The following is a 14,686-nucleotide window of genomic DNA, read 5'->3' on the forward strand; positions in this document are numbered from 1 at the left end:
TTGATGGATATCGACTCGGGGCTTTTCTCTTTGTATCTTTCACGCAGGCTCCAGAGACAAAGATCCAGAGCACCCGCACGCAGTATATTCACCTCCCCCTCTCTTCCCGCGTTCCTTTTCACGTTAAATGTCTTTCTTGCGCAGCGACACGCAACGCCTTGCAAGGCGTTGAAAAAAGGCCCAGCAACGCTGGACCCTTGATGGCGAAGAAGGCAAAGTAGGGGTGAAGCTTACGACGTCTGCTTACGCAACAGATAAACGAAGTACGGCGCGCCGATAAAGGTCGCCAGTAACCCCGCGGGGATCTGATACGGAAACAGCAGCATCCGCCCGCACCAGTCGGCAAATACCATCAGCAAACCGCCCAACAGCGCGGCGATCACCATTTGCGGCAGCGCGCGGCGGAAGCCCAACATGCGCGCCATGTGCGGCGCCATCAGCCCGACAAAGCTCAGCGGCCCCACGGTCAGGGTTGCCATGGCGGTCAGCGTGGCGGCCAACAACAGGATGGTCAATCGCGCAGGCGTCAACGCAATCCCCACCGAACGGGCGGTGGCGCCGCCGAGCGGCAGAATGGTCAGCCAGCGGCGGCACAGCGGCGCCAATATCATCAATCCGGCGGCGATCAGCGCGGTGCGCAGCGCCTGCGCCGGCTCCACCGAATAGGTTGAACCGGAGAGCCAGGTCAGCAAGCCCCCCATACGCGGATCGCCGCTGGCCAGCAGCAGGAAGATGACGGTGGTAAAGGCGGTGCTGAGCGCGATGCCGGCGAGCAACATGCGTTCGGTAGAGAAACCGCCGCGGCCGGCGGCAATCATGATGATCAGCAGCGTAACGGCCGCCCCCAGACTGCCGGCGGGCAGCAGCCAAACGAAGGCGTCGCCCGGCACCATAAACAGCATCATCACGACGCCAAAAGCGGCGCCGGAGCTGATGCCCAACACTTCCGGGCTGGCCATCGGGTTGCCGGTCAGCTTCTGGATCAGCGTGCCGGCGACCGCCAGCATCATGCCCGCCGCCAACGCCGACAGCACCCGCGGCCAGCGCCACGGCAGCAAGGCGTCCAGCTCCTCGCCCAGGCTCCAGTGCCAGCCGCCGGCGTTTTTGCCCAGCATCAGCGCCAACGTCAGGCCGATCAACAGCACGACGCCGGCCAGCGCTGCCCAGCCAGGCAGATTCCCGCGCTCGGCAGGCACCTTGTCGCCAAGGTTCATCGGTGGCGGCGTGGCGGCGCTGCGCAAACGCGGCAGCAACCACAGCAGCAGCGGCGCGCCGAACAGCGCGGTGGCCGCCCCGGTCGGGATCTCACGCCACACCTGCGCCACCCCAATCATCACCTGATCGGTCAGCCACAGCAGCAACGCCCCCAGCAACGGCGCCAACATCATGCGATGCGCCAGGCGGCGAGCGCCCAGCATCTTCGCCATCAGCGGCGCAAACAGGCCGATAAAGCCGATAACGCCCACCGCGCTCACCAACATGGCGCTGAAAATGATGGCCAGCCCCAGGGCGCAGAAGCGCGCCATCGACAGCCCCAACCCCAGGTTGCGCGCCACGCCGTCGTCCAGCCCCAGCAGCGTCAGCGGGCGCAGCAATAGCGCCGCCAGCGCACCGGCCACCAGCAAACGCGGCAGGATAAACTGCACCGCGCTCCAGTCCTGTTGGTTCAACGCGCCAGTGCCCCACAGGAACATGCCCTGCAGCTGATCGTAATTAAACAGCGCCAACAGACTGTTGACTGCGCCGCAGTAAAGCCCCAGCACCAGCCCGGCCAGAATCAGCGTCACCGGCGACATCCGCTTGCCCCAGGCGACGCCGAACACCAGCCCGCCCACCGCGATCGCCCCCACCATAGCGGCCAGCTGACGAGTGAACTCGCCCCCCGGCAGCACCCACAGCGTGGCGATGGTCAGGCCGAGCTGCGCGCCGGCGGCCACGCCGAGCGTCGACGGTTCCGCCAACGGATTGCGCAACACCTGCTGGAACAATACGCCGACCAATCCCAGACCGGCCCCGGCCAACAGCGACACCGTCAACCGCGGCAGCAGGCTGTAATGGAACAGCATTTGCCGCACGTCGTCGATGTCCGGCGCGCTCAGCGCCCGCGCCCATTGCGCCGGCGGCAGTTGCTGCGTCAGGTTGTATATCGTCAAACCGCCTGCCGCCGCCAGCAACAGCAGGATCAGCGTCAGCGGCAATTTCCGAATGCCCGCATTCATGCCGCACTCTCCTGAGCCTGCGCCAACAGGCGGCAAAACCGCATCGTCGACAGCGTGGCACCGTAGAACCACACCGCCGGCACCTGCCGCAGCTGGTTTTGCCGCACGAAGGGCAATGACTGCCACAGCGGCGTCGCGCTGACCTTGTCCATCATCGCCTGATTGCCGTGATCGAGATAAATGACTCGGGCGTTACGCACCGTGGCCAACCGTTCAATCCCCACCACCGCCGTGCCCCAAAAGTCGGTTGGCTCCTGCCAGGCATTGCGGATGCCCAGTTGGTCCATCGCTTCCTGGAACAGGCTTTTCTGGCCGATGATCAACGCATGGCGGGTGTCGATCAGGGAAAACAGCAGCAACGGTTGCCGGGTGTAGCTTTGCAGGCGCTGACGCGCATCCTGCATAAAGCTGTCGAACTGCGCCAGGTGGTTTATCGCCCGGCTTTCTATGCCTAATCGTTGCCCCAGCGCCAGCAGCGACTGGCGGGCGACGGTCAGCGGTTTGCCGCTGCCGTCGTTGAAGCCGAAGCTCATGGTTGGCGCGATGGGTTGGATTTTTCGCGGCGTCGGGCCATAGCCTTGCGACAGCAACACCAGCGAAGGCTGGAGCTGCTGCAGCAGTTCGAGATTCGGTTCGGTACGCTGCCCGACGTCGACGACCGTCGCCGGCAGCTTCGGTTCCGCCACCCACAGGTTGTAGTTATGGACATCGGCCACCGCCAGCGGCGTCACGCCCAATGCCAACAGCAGCTCGATCGGCAGCCATTCCAGCGCCGCAACGCGCGCGATATCCGGCGGCGCATCCGCCGCTCGCCCGGGCAACGATCCCAACAGGGGCGACAGCGCCAGCGCCATCAACAGGCGGCGGCGCAGCGGATCGTGAGAAGAAGTGAATGCAGAGGACATCAGTAGACAAAACTCACCGGCGCGCCGCCGCTCGGGTGCGGCAACGTGCCCATAGGAATACCGTAAATTTGCTCCAGCACCGGCCCCTGCATCAGTTCCAGCGGGCCGCCCTGAGCGATCATTTCACCGCCGCGCAGCGCAACCAAATGGTCGCAGTAGCGCGCCGCCATATTGATGTCGTGCAGTACGGCGATCACCGTGAGATCGCGTTCGCGGCTCAGGCGCTGGATCAGCGCCAGCACCTCGACCTGGTGCGCGATGTCCAGCGCCGACGTCGGCTCGTCGAGCAACAGGCAGCGGCTATCCTGCGCCACCATCATCGCCAGCCAGGCGCGTTGGCGCTCGCCGCCGGAAAGGCTGTCCACCAGGCGGTGGGCGAACGGCTTCAGCCCCACCAGCGCGATGGCCTCTTCCACCTGTTGGCGATCGTTGGCGCCAAAACGCCCCAGCGCGCCATGCCACGGATAGCGGCCGACGGCCACCAGCTCGCGCACCGTCATGCCTTCCGCCGCCGGCAACTGCTGCGGCAGGTAGGCCACCTGGCGGGCGAAGGATTTGCTGTCCCACTGCGCCAACGGCTGCCGATTGAGCAAGACCTGACCGCCGCTGGGCGCATGGTGCCGCCCGAGCAGTTTCAACAGGGTGGATTTACCGGAACCGTTATGGCCGATCAGGCCGCAGACTTTGCCCTGAGGAAAACGGAGCGACAGCGGTTGCAACAGCACCCGGCCGGGAACGGCGAAGCTGGCGTTATCCAGTGCGAACGTCGCGCCGGGATTAAGAAGTTTGTCCTGCATAGATCCTGCTTTTTCCGGGGCGACGCGCCGCCGCCCCGGCTATCCGGTTAGAAACGGAAGGTTGCGGTGGCGACCACCTGGCGTTCTGCGCCCCAGTAGCAGGCGTAGTCGCGGTAGCAGCTCGATACGTAAGTCTTGTCGAACAGGTTGTTGATGTTGACGCCCACGGACGAGCCCGGCAGGCCAAAGCGCGCCAGATCGTATTTAATGGTGGCGTCCACCAGCGTGTAGTCCGGCACCTTGAAGGTGGTGTTATCGCTGTTGAAGCTCGAGCTGGAGCCAACGTAACGCACGCCGGAACCCAGCGTCAAACCGCTCACCGCTGTTTCGTGGAAGGTATAATCCGCCCACAGCGACGCCATGTGTTTCGGCACTTCGACGGTCGGTTTGCCCTGATAGGTGTTGTCCTTGGTGTACTTCGCATCGGTGTAGGTATAGGAGGCGATCAGGTTGACGTTGGCATTCAACGCCGCCTTGGCTTCCAGCTCCACGCCGCGCGAACGGATCTCGCCACTCTGCACGCTGAACTGCGCGTTATCAGGATCCGGTGTCAGGTTGTTGTTCTTGGTCAGCTGATACAGGGCGCCGGTCAGCACGATTGGGCGATCCTTCGGCACGTATTTCACGCCGGCTTCATACTGCTTGCCGATCGAAGGTTTGAACGTACTGCCCCCTTGCGTCGTGCCCAAATTCGGCTCAAACGACTCGCTGTAGCTGAAATACGGCGTCACGCCGTTGTCGAACAGATAGTTCAGGCCGCCGCGCCAGGTGAACTGCCGGTCGGTCTGCTGGCTCGTCGAACTCGCATCACGGTTGTAAGCGGAGGTCTTCGCCCAGTCATAGCGCCCGCCCAGCGTCAACAGCCACTGATTCCACTCCCCTTGCTCCTGCACATACAGGCCGGTTTGCTCCTGACGGTTCAGATAATGGTAGGGGAAGTTGATGTTGACCGCGTCATTCCCGTATTGCGGATGGGTCATGCTCAGCCCGTCCGCTGTGCCAAATGCGGCATTGATATCGTTACGCATGCGCATGTAGTCCACGCCGAACAACAGCGTGTGGTCGATATCGCCGGTTTTCACCTTCGCCTGCGCCTGAGTATCCACCGAGAAATTGTTCAGGTGCTCTTTCGACTGAACATAGGCGCGGTTAATCGTCGTCGGCGTCGCAGCAGAAACGCCACTGCCATAAATACTCTTCATGTCGGTGTCCAGCTGCAGATAGCGCAGGTTCTGGCGCACCGCCCAGGTATCGTTGAAGGCGTGTTCGAAGCTGTACCCGATCATCCGCTGTTTGCGGGAGGTATAGTTGCTGGCTTCGCCTTCGTTGAAATCGGTCGGCAGCTTACCGCCGTTCGGCAACGGGATCAGCGTGCCCTGCTTCGGCAACCAGCCGTAATAACCGGTATAAGGATCGTTTTGAATGTTGGCCAGCAGCGTGAAGTTGGTTTTGTCATCCGGGCGCCAGCTAAAGGACGGCGCGATCGCATAGCGCTTCTCTTTGCTCATGTTTTGCTGCGCATCGCTGTCTTTCGCCAGGCCGGTCAGGCGATAGGAGTAGATGCCCTGATCGTCCAGCGCGTCGCTGAAATCGAAACCGGTTTGGAACAGGTTATCGGTGCCCATCTTGAACTGGATTTCGCGCAGCGGCTCGGTGGTTGGCCGCTTGCTGACCAGGGCGACCAGGCCGCCGGGGTTGCTTTTGCCGTACAGCACCGAGACCGGGCCGCGCAGCAGCTCGGCGCGCTCGAGGAAATAAGGATCGATGGACGCTTCGCTGTAGTTATCGCCCAGCAGCCGCAGGCCATCCAGATACTGAGTGGTGTTGGTGGCCGGGAAGCCGCGGATCGCCACCGCGTCATAGGTCGTGGAGCTGCCGCGGCTGGCGAATACGCCCGGCGCATAGGCCAGCGCGCCTTTCACCGTATCCGGCTGGCGCATGTCCATCTCTTCACGCGTTACCACGGAAACGGACTGCGGGTTCTTCTCGATCGGCGTATCGGTTTTGGTGCCGGTGGCGCTGCGCTTGGCGACATAGGTGCCGACCGGCCCCCAGGCGCTTTCCTGCTGGGCGGTGTTGCTGCTGCCCACAACGGTAATCGTGTCTTCCTTGGCGGCCGGCTTGGCGTCGGCGGAAAAAGCCGGCATCGCCAGCGTACCCAACGCCGCAGCGACGGTGATCGCTAACGCGCTGACGGGGGTACGGCCCTGCTTGGCCGCGGATGATGAAAGACGCTTGGTCGGCATAGTTGATTTCTCTGATGAATTATTAAATGACGAATGTAAACGATAATAATTATTATAAGCGTCGCATTTTATGCAGAAGCCAAATTAAACTGCAAGCCGAATTCATAGGGCAAATAGGTTAAGGATTAGGCGCTTAGCCATGCGGTTAACAGGGAAATAAAACGAGCGGAAAAACAAAAAAGCCCGCAACCAAGGTTACGGGCTTAATAACAAAGAAAAAATTTTCACCGGGGCCGACGCCCCGGTAGCGATTACTGGCCGAACATATCCTTGATCCAGCCGGCGACGCCATCGCCATCTTTTTGCTCACCCGCCGCCGGTTGCTGCTGTTGCTGCACCGCCGCCTGGCTGGCCTGGCACAATCCCTGCGGATTGTCGGTCCAGACCGGGATGGTGCGCCAGCTGCCGCCGCCGCAAATGAAGTTGCCGGCAGAGTCGATACTCATCTGGTTAATGCCTTCCGGCGGCTGCAGCATCAGCGGCAGCGGCGTCTGGTTTTCCAGATAGCGACGATAGAGGGTCAACGCACCGTTGGCGCCGGTCAGCTTGGCCGGGCCGTTGTTGTCGCGCCCCACCCAGGCGATCGCCACTTCCTTGCCGTCGATGCCGGCGAACCAGCTGTCGCGCAGATCGTTGGTGGTACCGGTTTTCGCCGCCAGGTTATAGTTCGGGAACTTCACCGACAGCGAGCGGGAAGTCCCGCGCGCCACGCCCTGCTGCATCGCGTACAACGTCAGGTAAGCGGCCTGCGCCGGCACCATGCGTTCCGCCTGAGGGAAGCTCTGGTACAGCACCGTGCCGTCTTCGGCGATCACCGAACGCACCGCCGACAGCGGCGCACGGTTACCGCCGCTGGCGATGGTCTGGTACTCCTGAGCGACTTCCATCGGCGTCAGGCCAATCGCCCCCAGCAGCATCGAAGGCACCGGGTTGATCTCCGCTTTCGGGATACCCAGGCGTTGCAGCGTAGCGCTGATCTGATCCAGCCCGACCGACAGGCCGAGATTCACCGTCGGCACGTTCAGCGAGTTGGCCAACGCATCCACCAGCATCACCTGACCGCGGAATTTGCGATCGTAGTTGTTCGGCTGCCAGACGGCGCCGTTCGGCTGTTTCAGCGACAGCGGCGCATCCGCCAGCCAGGTGTTGAGGCGGTATTTGTCCGGCTCGGACAGCGCGGTCAGGTACGTTGGCGGTTTGGCCAGCGAGCCGACCAGGCGTCGCGCCTGCATGGCGCGGTTGAAACCGGCGAACTGCGGGTTGGCGCCGCCGACCATGGCGCGCACTTCACCGCTGAAGCGATCGACGATCACCATCGCCGCTTCCAGATCCTGCAGGTGACGCGCAGCGCGCAGCGCCGGGATGCCGTCTTCGACCGCTTTTTCCGCCGCGTCTTGCGACACCGGATCCAGCGTGGTGAAGATCTTCACGCCGGACAGGTCATTCACCTTATCGCCCAGCTTGGTCTGCAGTTCCTGACGCACCATCTGCATAAACGCTGGCTGCGGCGTAATGACGCCGCCTTTCGGCTGCACGCCCAGCGGACGCGCGCTCAGCATGTCATACAGCTCGCCGTCGATCACGCCCTGGTTCTGCAGCAGTTTGAGAACCAGATTGCGGCGTTCCAACGCCAGTTTCGGGTTACGCCACGGGTTATACAGCGACGCGCCCTTGACCATGCCGACCAGCAACGCCTGCTGATCGAGGCTCAGCTCATCCACCGGGCGGCCGAAGTAATACAGGCTGGCCAGCGGGAAGCCGCGGATCTGGTCGCTGCCGCTCTGGCCGAGGTATACCTCGTTCAGATACAGCTCCAGGATGCGGTCTTTGCTGTAACGGTAATCCACCAACAGCGCCATATAGGCTTCGTTGGCCTTACGCCACAGCGAACGTTCGTTGGTCAGGAACAGGTTCTTCACCAACTGCTGCGTCAGGGTGCTGCCGCCCTGCACCGCGCGGCCGGCGGTCAGGTTGGCCAGCACCGCGCGGCCGATGGAGTACGGGCTGATGCCGTCATGCTCATAGAAGTGGCGGTCTTCCGTGGCGATCAACGTATCCACCAACAGATCCGGGAAACCGGAGCGCGGCACGAACAGCCGCTGTTCGCCGTTCGGCGACTGCAGCATGGTGATCAGACGCGGATCGAGGCGGAAGAAGCCGAAGCTGCGGCCGCTGTCCAGGTTTTCGATCTTCGCCAGGCGGTTATTCTGGAAATCGAGGCGGGCGCGGATCTGCCCTTCTTTACCATCCGGGAAGTCGAACGGGCGGCGCAGCATCTCGATGCTGTTGGCCTGCACGGTAAACTCGCCCGGACGCGTCATGCGGCTGACCTGGCGGTACTGCATGCCTTCCAGCAGGTTAACCATCTCCTTCTTGCTGTACGGCATGCCCGGTTCCAGGTTGACCATGCGGCCGTACACCGCCGCCGGCAGCTGCCAGACTTTGCCGTCGATGCGGCTGCGGATCTGCGAGTCCAGGTAGACGCCATAGATCGCCAACAGGACGGCGAGCACCAGGATCAGTTTGATAAACAGGCCGAGCCAGCGGCGTTTTTTACGCGGCGGAGTCGCTTTCACCTTACGCGGCATGCGTTCCTCCTCCTCTTCATACTCGTCATCGTCATACTCGTCTTCTTCGTAATCGTCATAATCGTCGTCTCGGCGACGGCGCGGCGGCTTGCGCGACGCGGTGCTTTTTGGTTGTTTTCCTTTGCGCCCGATGGGCTCGCGGTCATCCCCAGCCATGGCTGTTGTTCTCCGAGCTTGCCGACACTGCCGGCCATAATGAGTCGTTTAATCTGTGCCGACGCCGTGGCGCTGAACAGAAGAAACATCTGAATTCCAAACCTTAAACGATCGCGGCCTACTGATATTTCTTCGTTCGGCGCGTCGGGGCCGCCGTGGCCGGATCGTCCGGCCAAACGTGTTTCGGGTAGCGGCCCTTCATCTCTTTTTGCACCTCGCGATAGGCGCCTTGCCAGAAGGCCGCCAGATCGCCGGTGATTTGCAACGGCCGGTGCGCCGGTGAGAGTAACTCAAGCACTACCGGGATGCGACCCTCCGCCAACATCGGGCTGCGCTGCTCGCCGAACATTTCCTGCAAACGCACCGCCAGCGCCGGCGGTTTGCCGGCCTCATAACGGATCGGCAGGCGGCTGCCGGTCGGCACAGTGTAATGAGTGGGTAATGCATTATCCAGCCGCTGTTTTTGCTGCCAGTCCAACAGCCGGGACAACGCCTCGGCGAGGTTGACCTGCTTCAATCCGCGCAGATCGCGCACGCCGTTCAGCGACGGCAGCAGCCACTGCTCCAGCGCCGCCAGCAGCGGCTCTTCATCCATCGCCGGCCACTCCGCCTCCGGCAGCCAGACTTGCGCGCACTGCAGGCGCACCCGCAGTTGTTCAGCTGCGCCCTCCCAGTTGAGCACCGCCAGCCCCTGCGCGCGCACCCAGTCGAGCAGCGCCTGCTGCAGCTCTTCGTCCGCCGGCTTGGCCAGCGGCTGCGCGCGCAGCGTCAGACGGCCGATCTGCTGGCGTTTCCAGGCGCGCAGCGTCCCCTTCTCTTCATCCCACTCCACCGCCGTGCGCTGCATAACCATCGCCGGCAGCTGCGCCGCCAACGCCTCGATATCGACCGGCAACGCCAACAAAATACGCGCATCGGGGCTGTTGTGGCCCTGCAACAGGTTGGGGACAATCAACCAGGGCGCGCGCGACAGCGCCTCGTCCTGGTTCATCGCCGCGCCCAGGCCGTTGGCCAGCAGGTAGCGGCCATCCTGACCGCGACGCTGGGCGATGCGATCGGTAAATGCCAGCGCCAACAGCCGCGGCGCCAAATCGGCGTCAACTTGCCCCGCACGTTGCGGCAGACGTTTGGCCAACTGTGCGGCGCGCTGCCGCCAGTTCGGCTGCGAGCGGCTCAGCCAATAACCGATATCCATCTGCCCGCCGCGCGGCGGTTCTTCCAGCAATGCCGCCAGCAACGCGGCCGTCGCCAGGCCGTCGGCGCTCAGCGCCGCGCCGGCGACCAGCATCGCCGCCAGCCGCGGTTCACATCCCTGAGCGGCCATTTGGCGCCCCGGCGCGGTGAGTTTGTCGCCGTCATCCGTGGCCCCCAGCCGGTGCAACAACGCCCTGGCCGCCGCCAATGCCGCTGCCGGAGGCGCGTCAAGCCAGGTCAGCTGCGCCGGATCATGGCACCCCCACTGCAGCAGCTCGAGCCAGAAGCCGGTGAGATCGCTCTGTAAAATTTCCGGCTCAGCATGTTCCACCGCGCGCTCCGCCTGCTCTTTGGCGAACAGATGCCAGCAAATGCCCGGTTCCAGACGCCCGGCACGCCCGGCGCGCTGCACCATCGAGGCCTGACTGATGCGCTGCGTCGCCAGCCTCGTCAAACCGTTGCGCACGTCGTAACGCGCTACGCGCTCCAGGCCGCTGTCCACCACCAGCCGAATGCCCTCGATCGTCAGGCTGGTCTCGGCGATGTTGGTCGCCAACACCACTTTGCGGCGGCCCGGCGCCGCCGGCTGAATCGCTTTTTGCTGTTGCGCCAGAGGCAGAGCGCCATACAGCGGGCAAAGATCGGTATCACTCGCCACTTCGCCGGTCAAACGTTCCAGCACCCGGTTGATCTCCGCTACGCCCGGCAGGAACAGCAGCAAAGACCCCGGCTGTTCGGCCAGCATGCGCTTCACCGCCGCCGCTACGCCATCCTCCAGCCGCTGATGGCTGGCCAACGGCTGATACAGGCGTTCAACCGGGAAACTGCGCCCCTCGGACACCACCACCGGCGCCTGCGGCAGCAGCTGCGTCATACGGGCGTTATCCAGCGTGGCCGACATGATCAGCAGTTTCAGATCGTCGCGCAGCCCTTGCTGCACGTCGAGCAGCAGCGCCAGCGCCAAATCGGCCTGCAGGCTGCGTTCGTGGAATTCGTCGAGGATCACCAACGACACGCCCTGCAGCTCGGCATCCTGCTGCAACATGCGGGTGAGAATGCCTTCCGTCACCACTTCCAGCCGGGTCTGCGGCCCGCTTTTGCTTTCGGCGCGCATGCGGTAGCCCACGGTCTGGCCGGGCTCCTCCCCCAGTTGCTGCGCCAGGCGATAGGCGACGTTCTTCGCCGCCAGCCGCCGCGGCTCCAGCATGATAATGCGCCCCGGCAACCCGGCCTTCGCCAGGAGCTGCAGCGGCAGCCAGGTGGATTTACCGGCACCGGTCGGGGCGTGCAACAGCACCTGCGGGGCAGACTGCAGCGCAGCCAGCAACTCATCGAGCACTGCGCTGACGGGCAATGAAGACACTGAATTCTCCGTAGTGGTTAGCGTTAAACGGCGTACAGTGTAGCATTAGCTTTATCCCCGTAACCTTTCAAACTGTTGCCGCGTTAGCTATAGTACGGAGCTCATTCGTGCGCCGCGCCCCTCGCGGGGCCGCTGCCAGTAACGTTTACCGCTGTTCCCGACCGTATTGTCATGCATTTGCCGAGCCCTTATGTCCAATTCGCGCCGCCTGTTTTTCGCCCTGTCCTTGCCTGACGCCCTGCAACAGCAGGTGGTCCGCTGGCGCGCCGAGGCGTTTGCACCGGAGGCCGGTCGGCCAGTGGCGGCGGCCAATTTGCACCTGACGCTGGCGTTTCTCGGTGAAGTCAGCGCACAGAAAGAACTGGCGCTGCGTAAGTTGGCCGGCCGTATCGCTCAACCCGGCTTCAGCATGCGGCTCGACGATCTCGGCCATTGGCCGCGGCCCGGCGTGGTCTGGCTCGGTACCCGCCGCGCGCCGCGCGGATTGCTGCAGCTGGCCGAGCTGCTGCGTTCGCAGGCCGCACGCAGCGGTTGCCATCAAAGCGCGCTGCCGTTCCATCCGCACATCACGCTGCTGCGCGCCGCTACCCAGCCGGTGGCGATCCCGCCGGCGACGCCGGGCTGGGCGTTCAGCGCCGACGCCTTTTCCTTGTATGAATCGGTGTTCGAAAACGGCCGCACCCGTTACCAACACCTTGAACAGTGGCCGCTGGCCAAGCAGGCATCCCCATGATTTTTTCTCCACCGCTGCGCTCCGCCACGCTGATCAAACGTTACAAACGCTTTCTGGCTGACGTGATCACCCCGGAAGGGGAAACCTTTACGCTGCACTGCGCCAATACCGGCGCCATGACCGGCTGCGCCACGCCCGGCGACACCGTGTGGTACTCCACCTCGGACAACCCCAAACGCAAATACGCCCACAGCTGGGAGCTGACCCATACCCAACAGGGGCACTGGATCTGCGTCAACACCCTGCGCGCCAACGCGCTGGTGCGCGAGGCGATCGAACACAATTTAATCAATGAATTATCCGGTTACAGTAAAATTAGCGGCGAAGTGAAATACGGCGGTGAAAACAGCCGTATCGATTTGTTATTACAGGCAGAAAATCGGGTTAACTGCTATATTGAAGTTAAGTCAGTCACATTACTGCAACAACAACGTGGTTACTTTCCTGATGCGGTAACGCTCAGAGGGCAAAAGCACCTGCGTGAGTTGCTCAGCGTGGTTGAAAGCGGGCAACGGGCGGTATTGTTCTTTGCCGTGTTACACAGCGGTATTGAGCAGGTCGCACCGGCACATCATATAGATGAGCGCTATGCGGCGCTGTTGGCACAGGTCCGGCAGTTGGGAGTGGAAGTGGTTTGCTATGGGGCAAAATTATCACCTGACGGTATTTATCTCTGCGATAAGCTGCCGTTTTTTATCGATTAGCGCAGCCGGGTCCCTATAAATAGACAACCGGCCAGCACGATCGCCAAATACGCCTTCCTTCACACGATTGTCAAGCGGGCGACAGGAATAATTGCCAACCTACCTTCCTTCTGTTATTTATAGCGGCCTGTTTTTCCCCCGCATTGGGGATTCGATAGTGCGTGTGTATGTAGGAGAAGCAACATGCAAGAAGGGCAAAACCGTAAAACCTCGTCCTTGAGCATTCTCGCCATCGCTGGGGTGGAGCCGTACCAAGAGAAGCCGGGCGAAGAGTACATGAACGACGCCCAGTTGTCGCATTTCAAGCGCATTCTTGAAGCGTGGCGCAACCAGCTCAGGGACGAAGTGGACCGTACTGTATCGCATATGCAAGAAGAGGCAGCCAACTTCCCTGATCCGGCCGACCGCGCTACTCAGGAAGAAGAGTTCAGCCTTGAACTGCGCAACCGTGACCGTGAACGCAAACTGATCAAAAAGATCGAGAAAACGCTGAAGAAAGTGGAAGACGATGATTTCGGCTACTGCGAATCTTGTGGCGTGGAGATCGGTATTCGTCGCCTCGAAGCGCGTCCGACCGCCGATCTGTGCATCGACTGCAAGACGCTGGCTGAGATCCGCGAAAAGCAGATGGCCGGCTAATACCGCTACTCTACATGATTGGAGCTGCATCATGGCGGCAAAAATGCGCATGCCGATGAGCTTACTCAAGTAAGTGATTCGGGTAAGCAGGCGCAGCTAACACAGATGCAGTTTCAAGCATAACGAGTATGTTACCGCTGCGGCGTGCGCATCCGCGTGCGCCGCACAGAGAAAAGGGAACCCCTCCCCTCTGATATGCAAGAAAGTCATTATGTGGGGCGCTTTGCCCCATCGCCTTCCGGGGATCTGCATTTCGGCTCGCTGATTGCCGCTCTGGGAAGCTACCTTCAGGCTCGCGCCCAACGCGGGCAGTGGCTGGTTCGCATCGAAGATATCGACCCGCCGCGCGAAGTCCCCGGCGCCGCCGCTCGCATCCTGTCCGCGCTGGAACATTATGGTCTCCACTGGGACGGCCAGGTCATCTATCAATCCCAACGTCACGACGCCTATCGCGCCGCGCTGGATCTGTTGCAGCGCCAGGGTCTCAGCTATTACTGCACCTGCACCCGCAGCCGCATCCAGCAAATCGGCGGATTGTACGACGGCCACTGCCGCGATTTGCAGCTCGGCCCGCAGGGCGCCGCCATCCGCTTGCGTCAGACCGCCCCCGTTTACCGGTTCCACGATCGCCTGCAGGGAGAATTGCACGCCGATCCGGCGCTGGCGGGAGAAGACTTTATCATTCGCCGCCGCGACGGGCTGTTCGCTTACAACCTGGCGGTGGTGATCGACGACCATTTTCAGGGCGTGACCGAGATTGTCCGCGGCGCCGATCTGATCGAACCGACGGTGCGCCAAATTGCCCTTTACCGCCAGCTGCAGGCGCCGGTGCCCGCCTATGTGCATCTGCCGCTGGCGCTGAGTGCCAACGGCATCAAGCTGTCGAAGCAAAACCATGCGCCGGCGTTGCCCGCTGGCGATCCGCGGCCGGTGCTGATCGCCGCGCTGAAATTTCTGCGCCAACCGCTGCCGGAAAGCTGGCAAGATCTTGACCTGCCATTATTATTGAGCTGGGCGATCGAACACTGGCGGTTGGAAAACGTGCCGCGTCAGGAGGCTATCCCTCTGGATGAAAACACGCCGGCATTCTCAAAGGAGCCATGGTGAGCTATGATTAGCCGCTATTTTTTGTTAGCTCCATT

10 protein-coding genes are annotated in these 14,686 nt (G+C 62.2%); 4 read left to right on the forward strand and 6 right to left on the reverse strand.

The genetic code is table 11. From position 1 onward, the window contains the following. Positions 1-230 precede the first annotated feature (230 nt). The 6 genes from fhuB to hrpB all read right to left on the reverse strand — a co-directional run bounded on the left by fhuB (position 231) and on the right by hrpB (position 11,468). Complete coding sequence (gene fhuB, locus CPH57_RS17075) at positions 231-2,219, reverse strand: Fe(3+)-hydroxamate ABC transporter permease FhuB (protein ID WP_046687784.1); 1,989 nt, start codon at positions 2,217-2,219, stop codon at positions 231-233. Next, positions 2,216-3,124 (reverse strand): Fe(3+)-hydroxamate ABC transporter substrate-binding protein FhuD, encoded by a 909-nt coding sequence (fhuD, locus tag CPH57_RS17080; RefSeq protein WP_033644708.1) that lies wholly within the window; start codon positions 3,122-3,124, stop codon positions 2,216-2,218. The genes fhuB and fhuD overlap by 4 nt, the downstream gene beginning before the upstream one ends. Beyond that, positions 3,124-3,921 carry a Fe3+-hydroxamate ABC transporter ATP-binding protein FhuC gene (gene fhuC, locus CPH57_RS17085; RefSeq protein WP_033644707.1) on the reverse strand — a complete coding sequence of 266 codons (798 nt, stop codon included), beginning with the start codon at positions 3,919-3,921 and terminating at the stop codon, positions 3,124-3,126. Before fhuC ends, fhuD begins: the two co-directional genes overlap by 1 nt. A 47-nt stretch (positions 3,922-3,968) precedes the next feature. After that, a complete protein-coding gene (fhuA, locus tag CPH57_RS17090; RefSeq protein ID WP_096242590.1) occupies positions 3,969-6,167 on the reverse strand; it encodes a ferrichrome porin FhuA in 2,199 nt (732 codons plus the stop codon). A 251-nt stretch (positions 6,168-6,418) separates the two neighbouring features. Continuing rightward, a complete protein-coding gene (gene mrcB, locus CPH57_RS17095; RefSeq protein ID WP_033644705.1) occupies positions 6,419-8,911 on the reverse strand; it encodes a bifunctional glycosyl transferase/transpeptidase in 2,493 nt (830 codons plus the stop codon). A gap of 118 nt (positions 8,912-9,029) precedes the next feature. Beyond that, positions 9,030-11,468, reverse strand: a complete 2,439-nt coding sequence (gene hrpB / locus CPH57_RS17100; protein ID WP_172428012.1) for an ATP-dependent helicase HrpB — start codon at positions 11,466-11,468, stop codon at positions 9,030-9,032. Between the two features lie 190 nt (positions 11,469-11,658). Between hrpB and thpR the strand changes: the two genes are divergently transcribed. The 4 genes from thpR (at position 11,659) to gluQRS (ending at position 14,651) form a co-directional block, all read left to right on the forward strand. Continuing rightward, positions 11,659-12,201, forward strand: coding sequence for an RNA 2',3'-cyclic phosphodiesterase (thpR, locus tag CPH57_RS17105; protein WP_042785353.1), 543 nt, complete (start codon positions 11,659-11,661; stop codon positions 12,199-12,201). Then, positions 12,198-12,905, forward strand: a complete 708-nt coding sequence (gene sfsA / locus CPH57_RS17110) for a DNA/RNA nuclease SfsA (RefSeq protein WP_004937572.1) — start codon at positions 12,198-12,200, stop codon at positions 12,903-12,905. Before thpR ends, sfsA begins: the two co-directional genes overlap by 4 nt. A 183-nt stretch (positions 12,906-13,088) precedes the next feature. Next, positions 13,089-13,544, forward strand: a complete 456-nt coding sequence (gene dksA, locus CPH57_RS17120; protein ID WP_004937569.1) for an RNA polymerase-binding protein DksA — start codon at positions 13,089-13,091, stop codon at positions 13,542-13,544. 195 nt (positions 13,545-13,739) lie between these two features. Beyond that, positions 13,740-14,651 (forward strand): tRNA glutamyl-Q(34) synthetase GluQRS, encoded by a 912-nt coding sequence (gluQRS, locus tag CPH57_RS17125; RefSeq protein WP_096242592.1) that lies wholly within the window; start codon positions 13,740-13,742, stop codon positions 14,649-14,651. The last annotated feature ends 35 nt before the right edge of the window (positions 14,652-14,686 follow it).

Source organism: Serratia sp. JKS000199 (assembly GCF_900215455.1).
Classification (GTDB): Bacteria; Pseudomonadota; Gammaproteobacteria; order Enterobacterales; family Enterobacteriaceae; genus Serratia; species Serratia ureilytica.

Coding starts and splice junctions, on each gene's coding strand:
- fhuB (WP_046687784.1), bottom strand. CDS start 2,219: ATGAATGCGGGCATTCGGAAATTGCCGCTGACGCTGATCCTGCTGTTG.
- fhuD (WP_033644708.1), bottom strand. CDS start 3,124: ATGTCCTCTGCATTCACTTCTTCTCACGATCCGCTGCGCCGCCGCCTG.
- fhuC (WP_033644707.1), bottom strand. CDS start 3,921: ATGCAGGACAAACTTCTTAATCCCGGCGCGACGTTCGCACTGGATAAC.
- fhuA (WP_096242590.1), bottom strand. CDS start 6,167: ATGCCGACCAAGCGTCTTTCATCATCCGCGGCCAAGCAGGGCCGTACC.
- mrcB (WP_033644705.1), bottom strand. CDS start 8,911: ATGGCTGGGGATGACCGCGAGCCCATCGGGCGCAAAGGAAAACAACCA.
- thpR (WP_042785353.1), top strand. CDS start 11,659: ATGTCCAATTCGCGCCGCCTGTTTTTCGCCCTGTCCTTGCCTGACGCC.
- sfsA (WP_004937572.1), top strand. CDS start 12,198: ATGATTTTTTCTCCACCGCTGCGCTCCGCCACGCTGATCAAACGTTAC.
- dksA (WP_004937569.1), top strand. CDS start 13,089: ATGCAAGAAGGGCAAAACCGTAAAACCTCGTCCTTGAGCATTCTCGCC.
- gluQRS (WP_096242592.1), top strand. CDS start 13,740: ATGCAAGAAAGTCATTATGTGGGGCGCTTTGCCCCATCGCCTTCCGGG.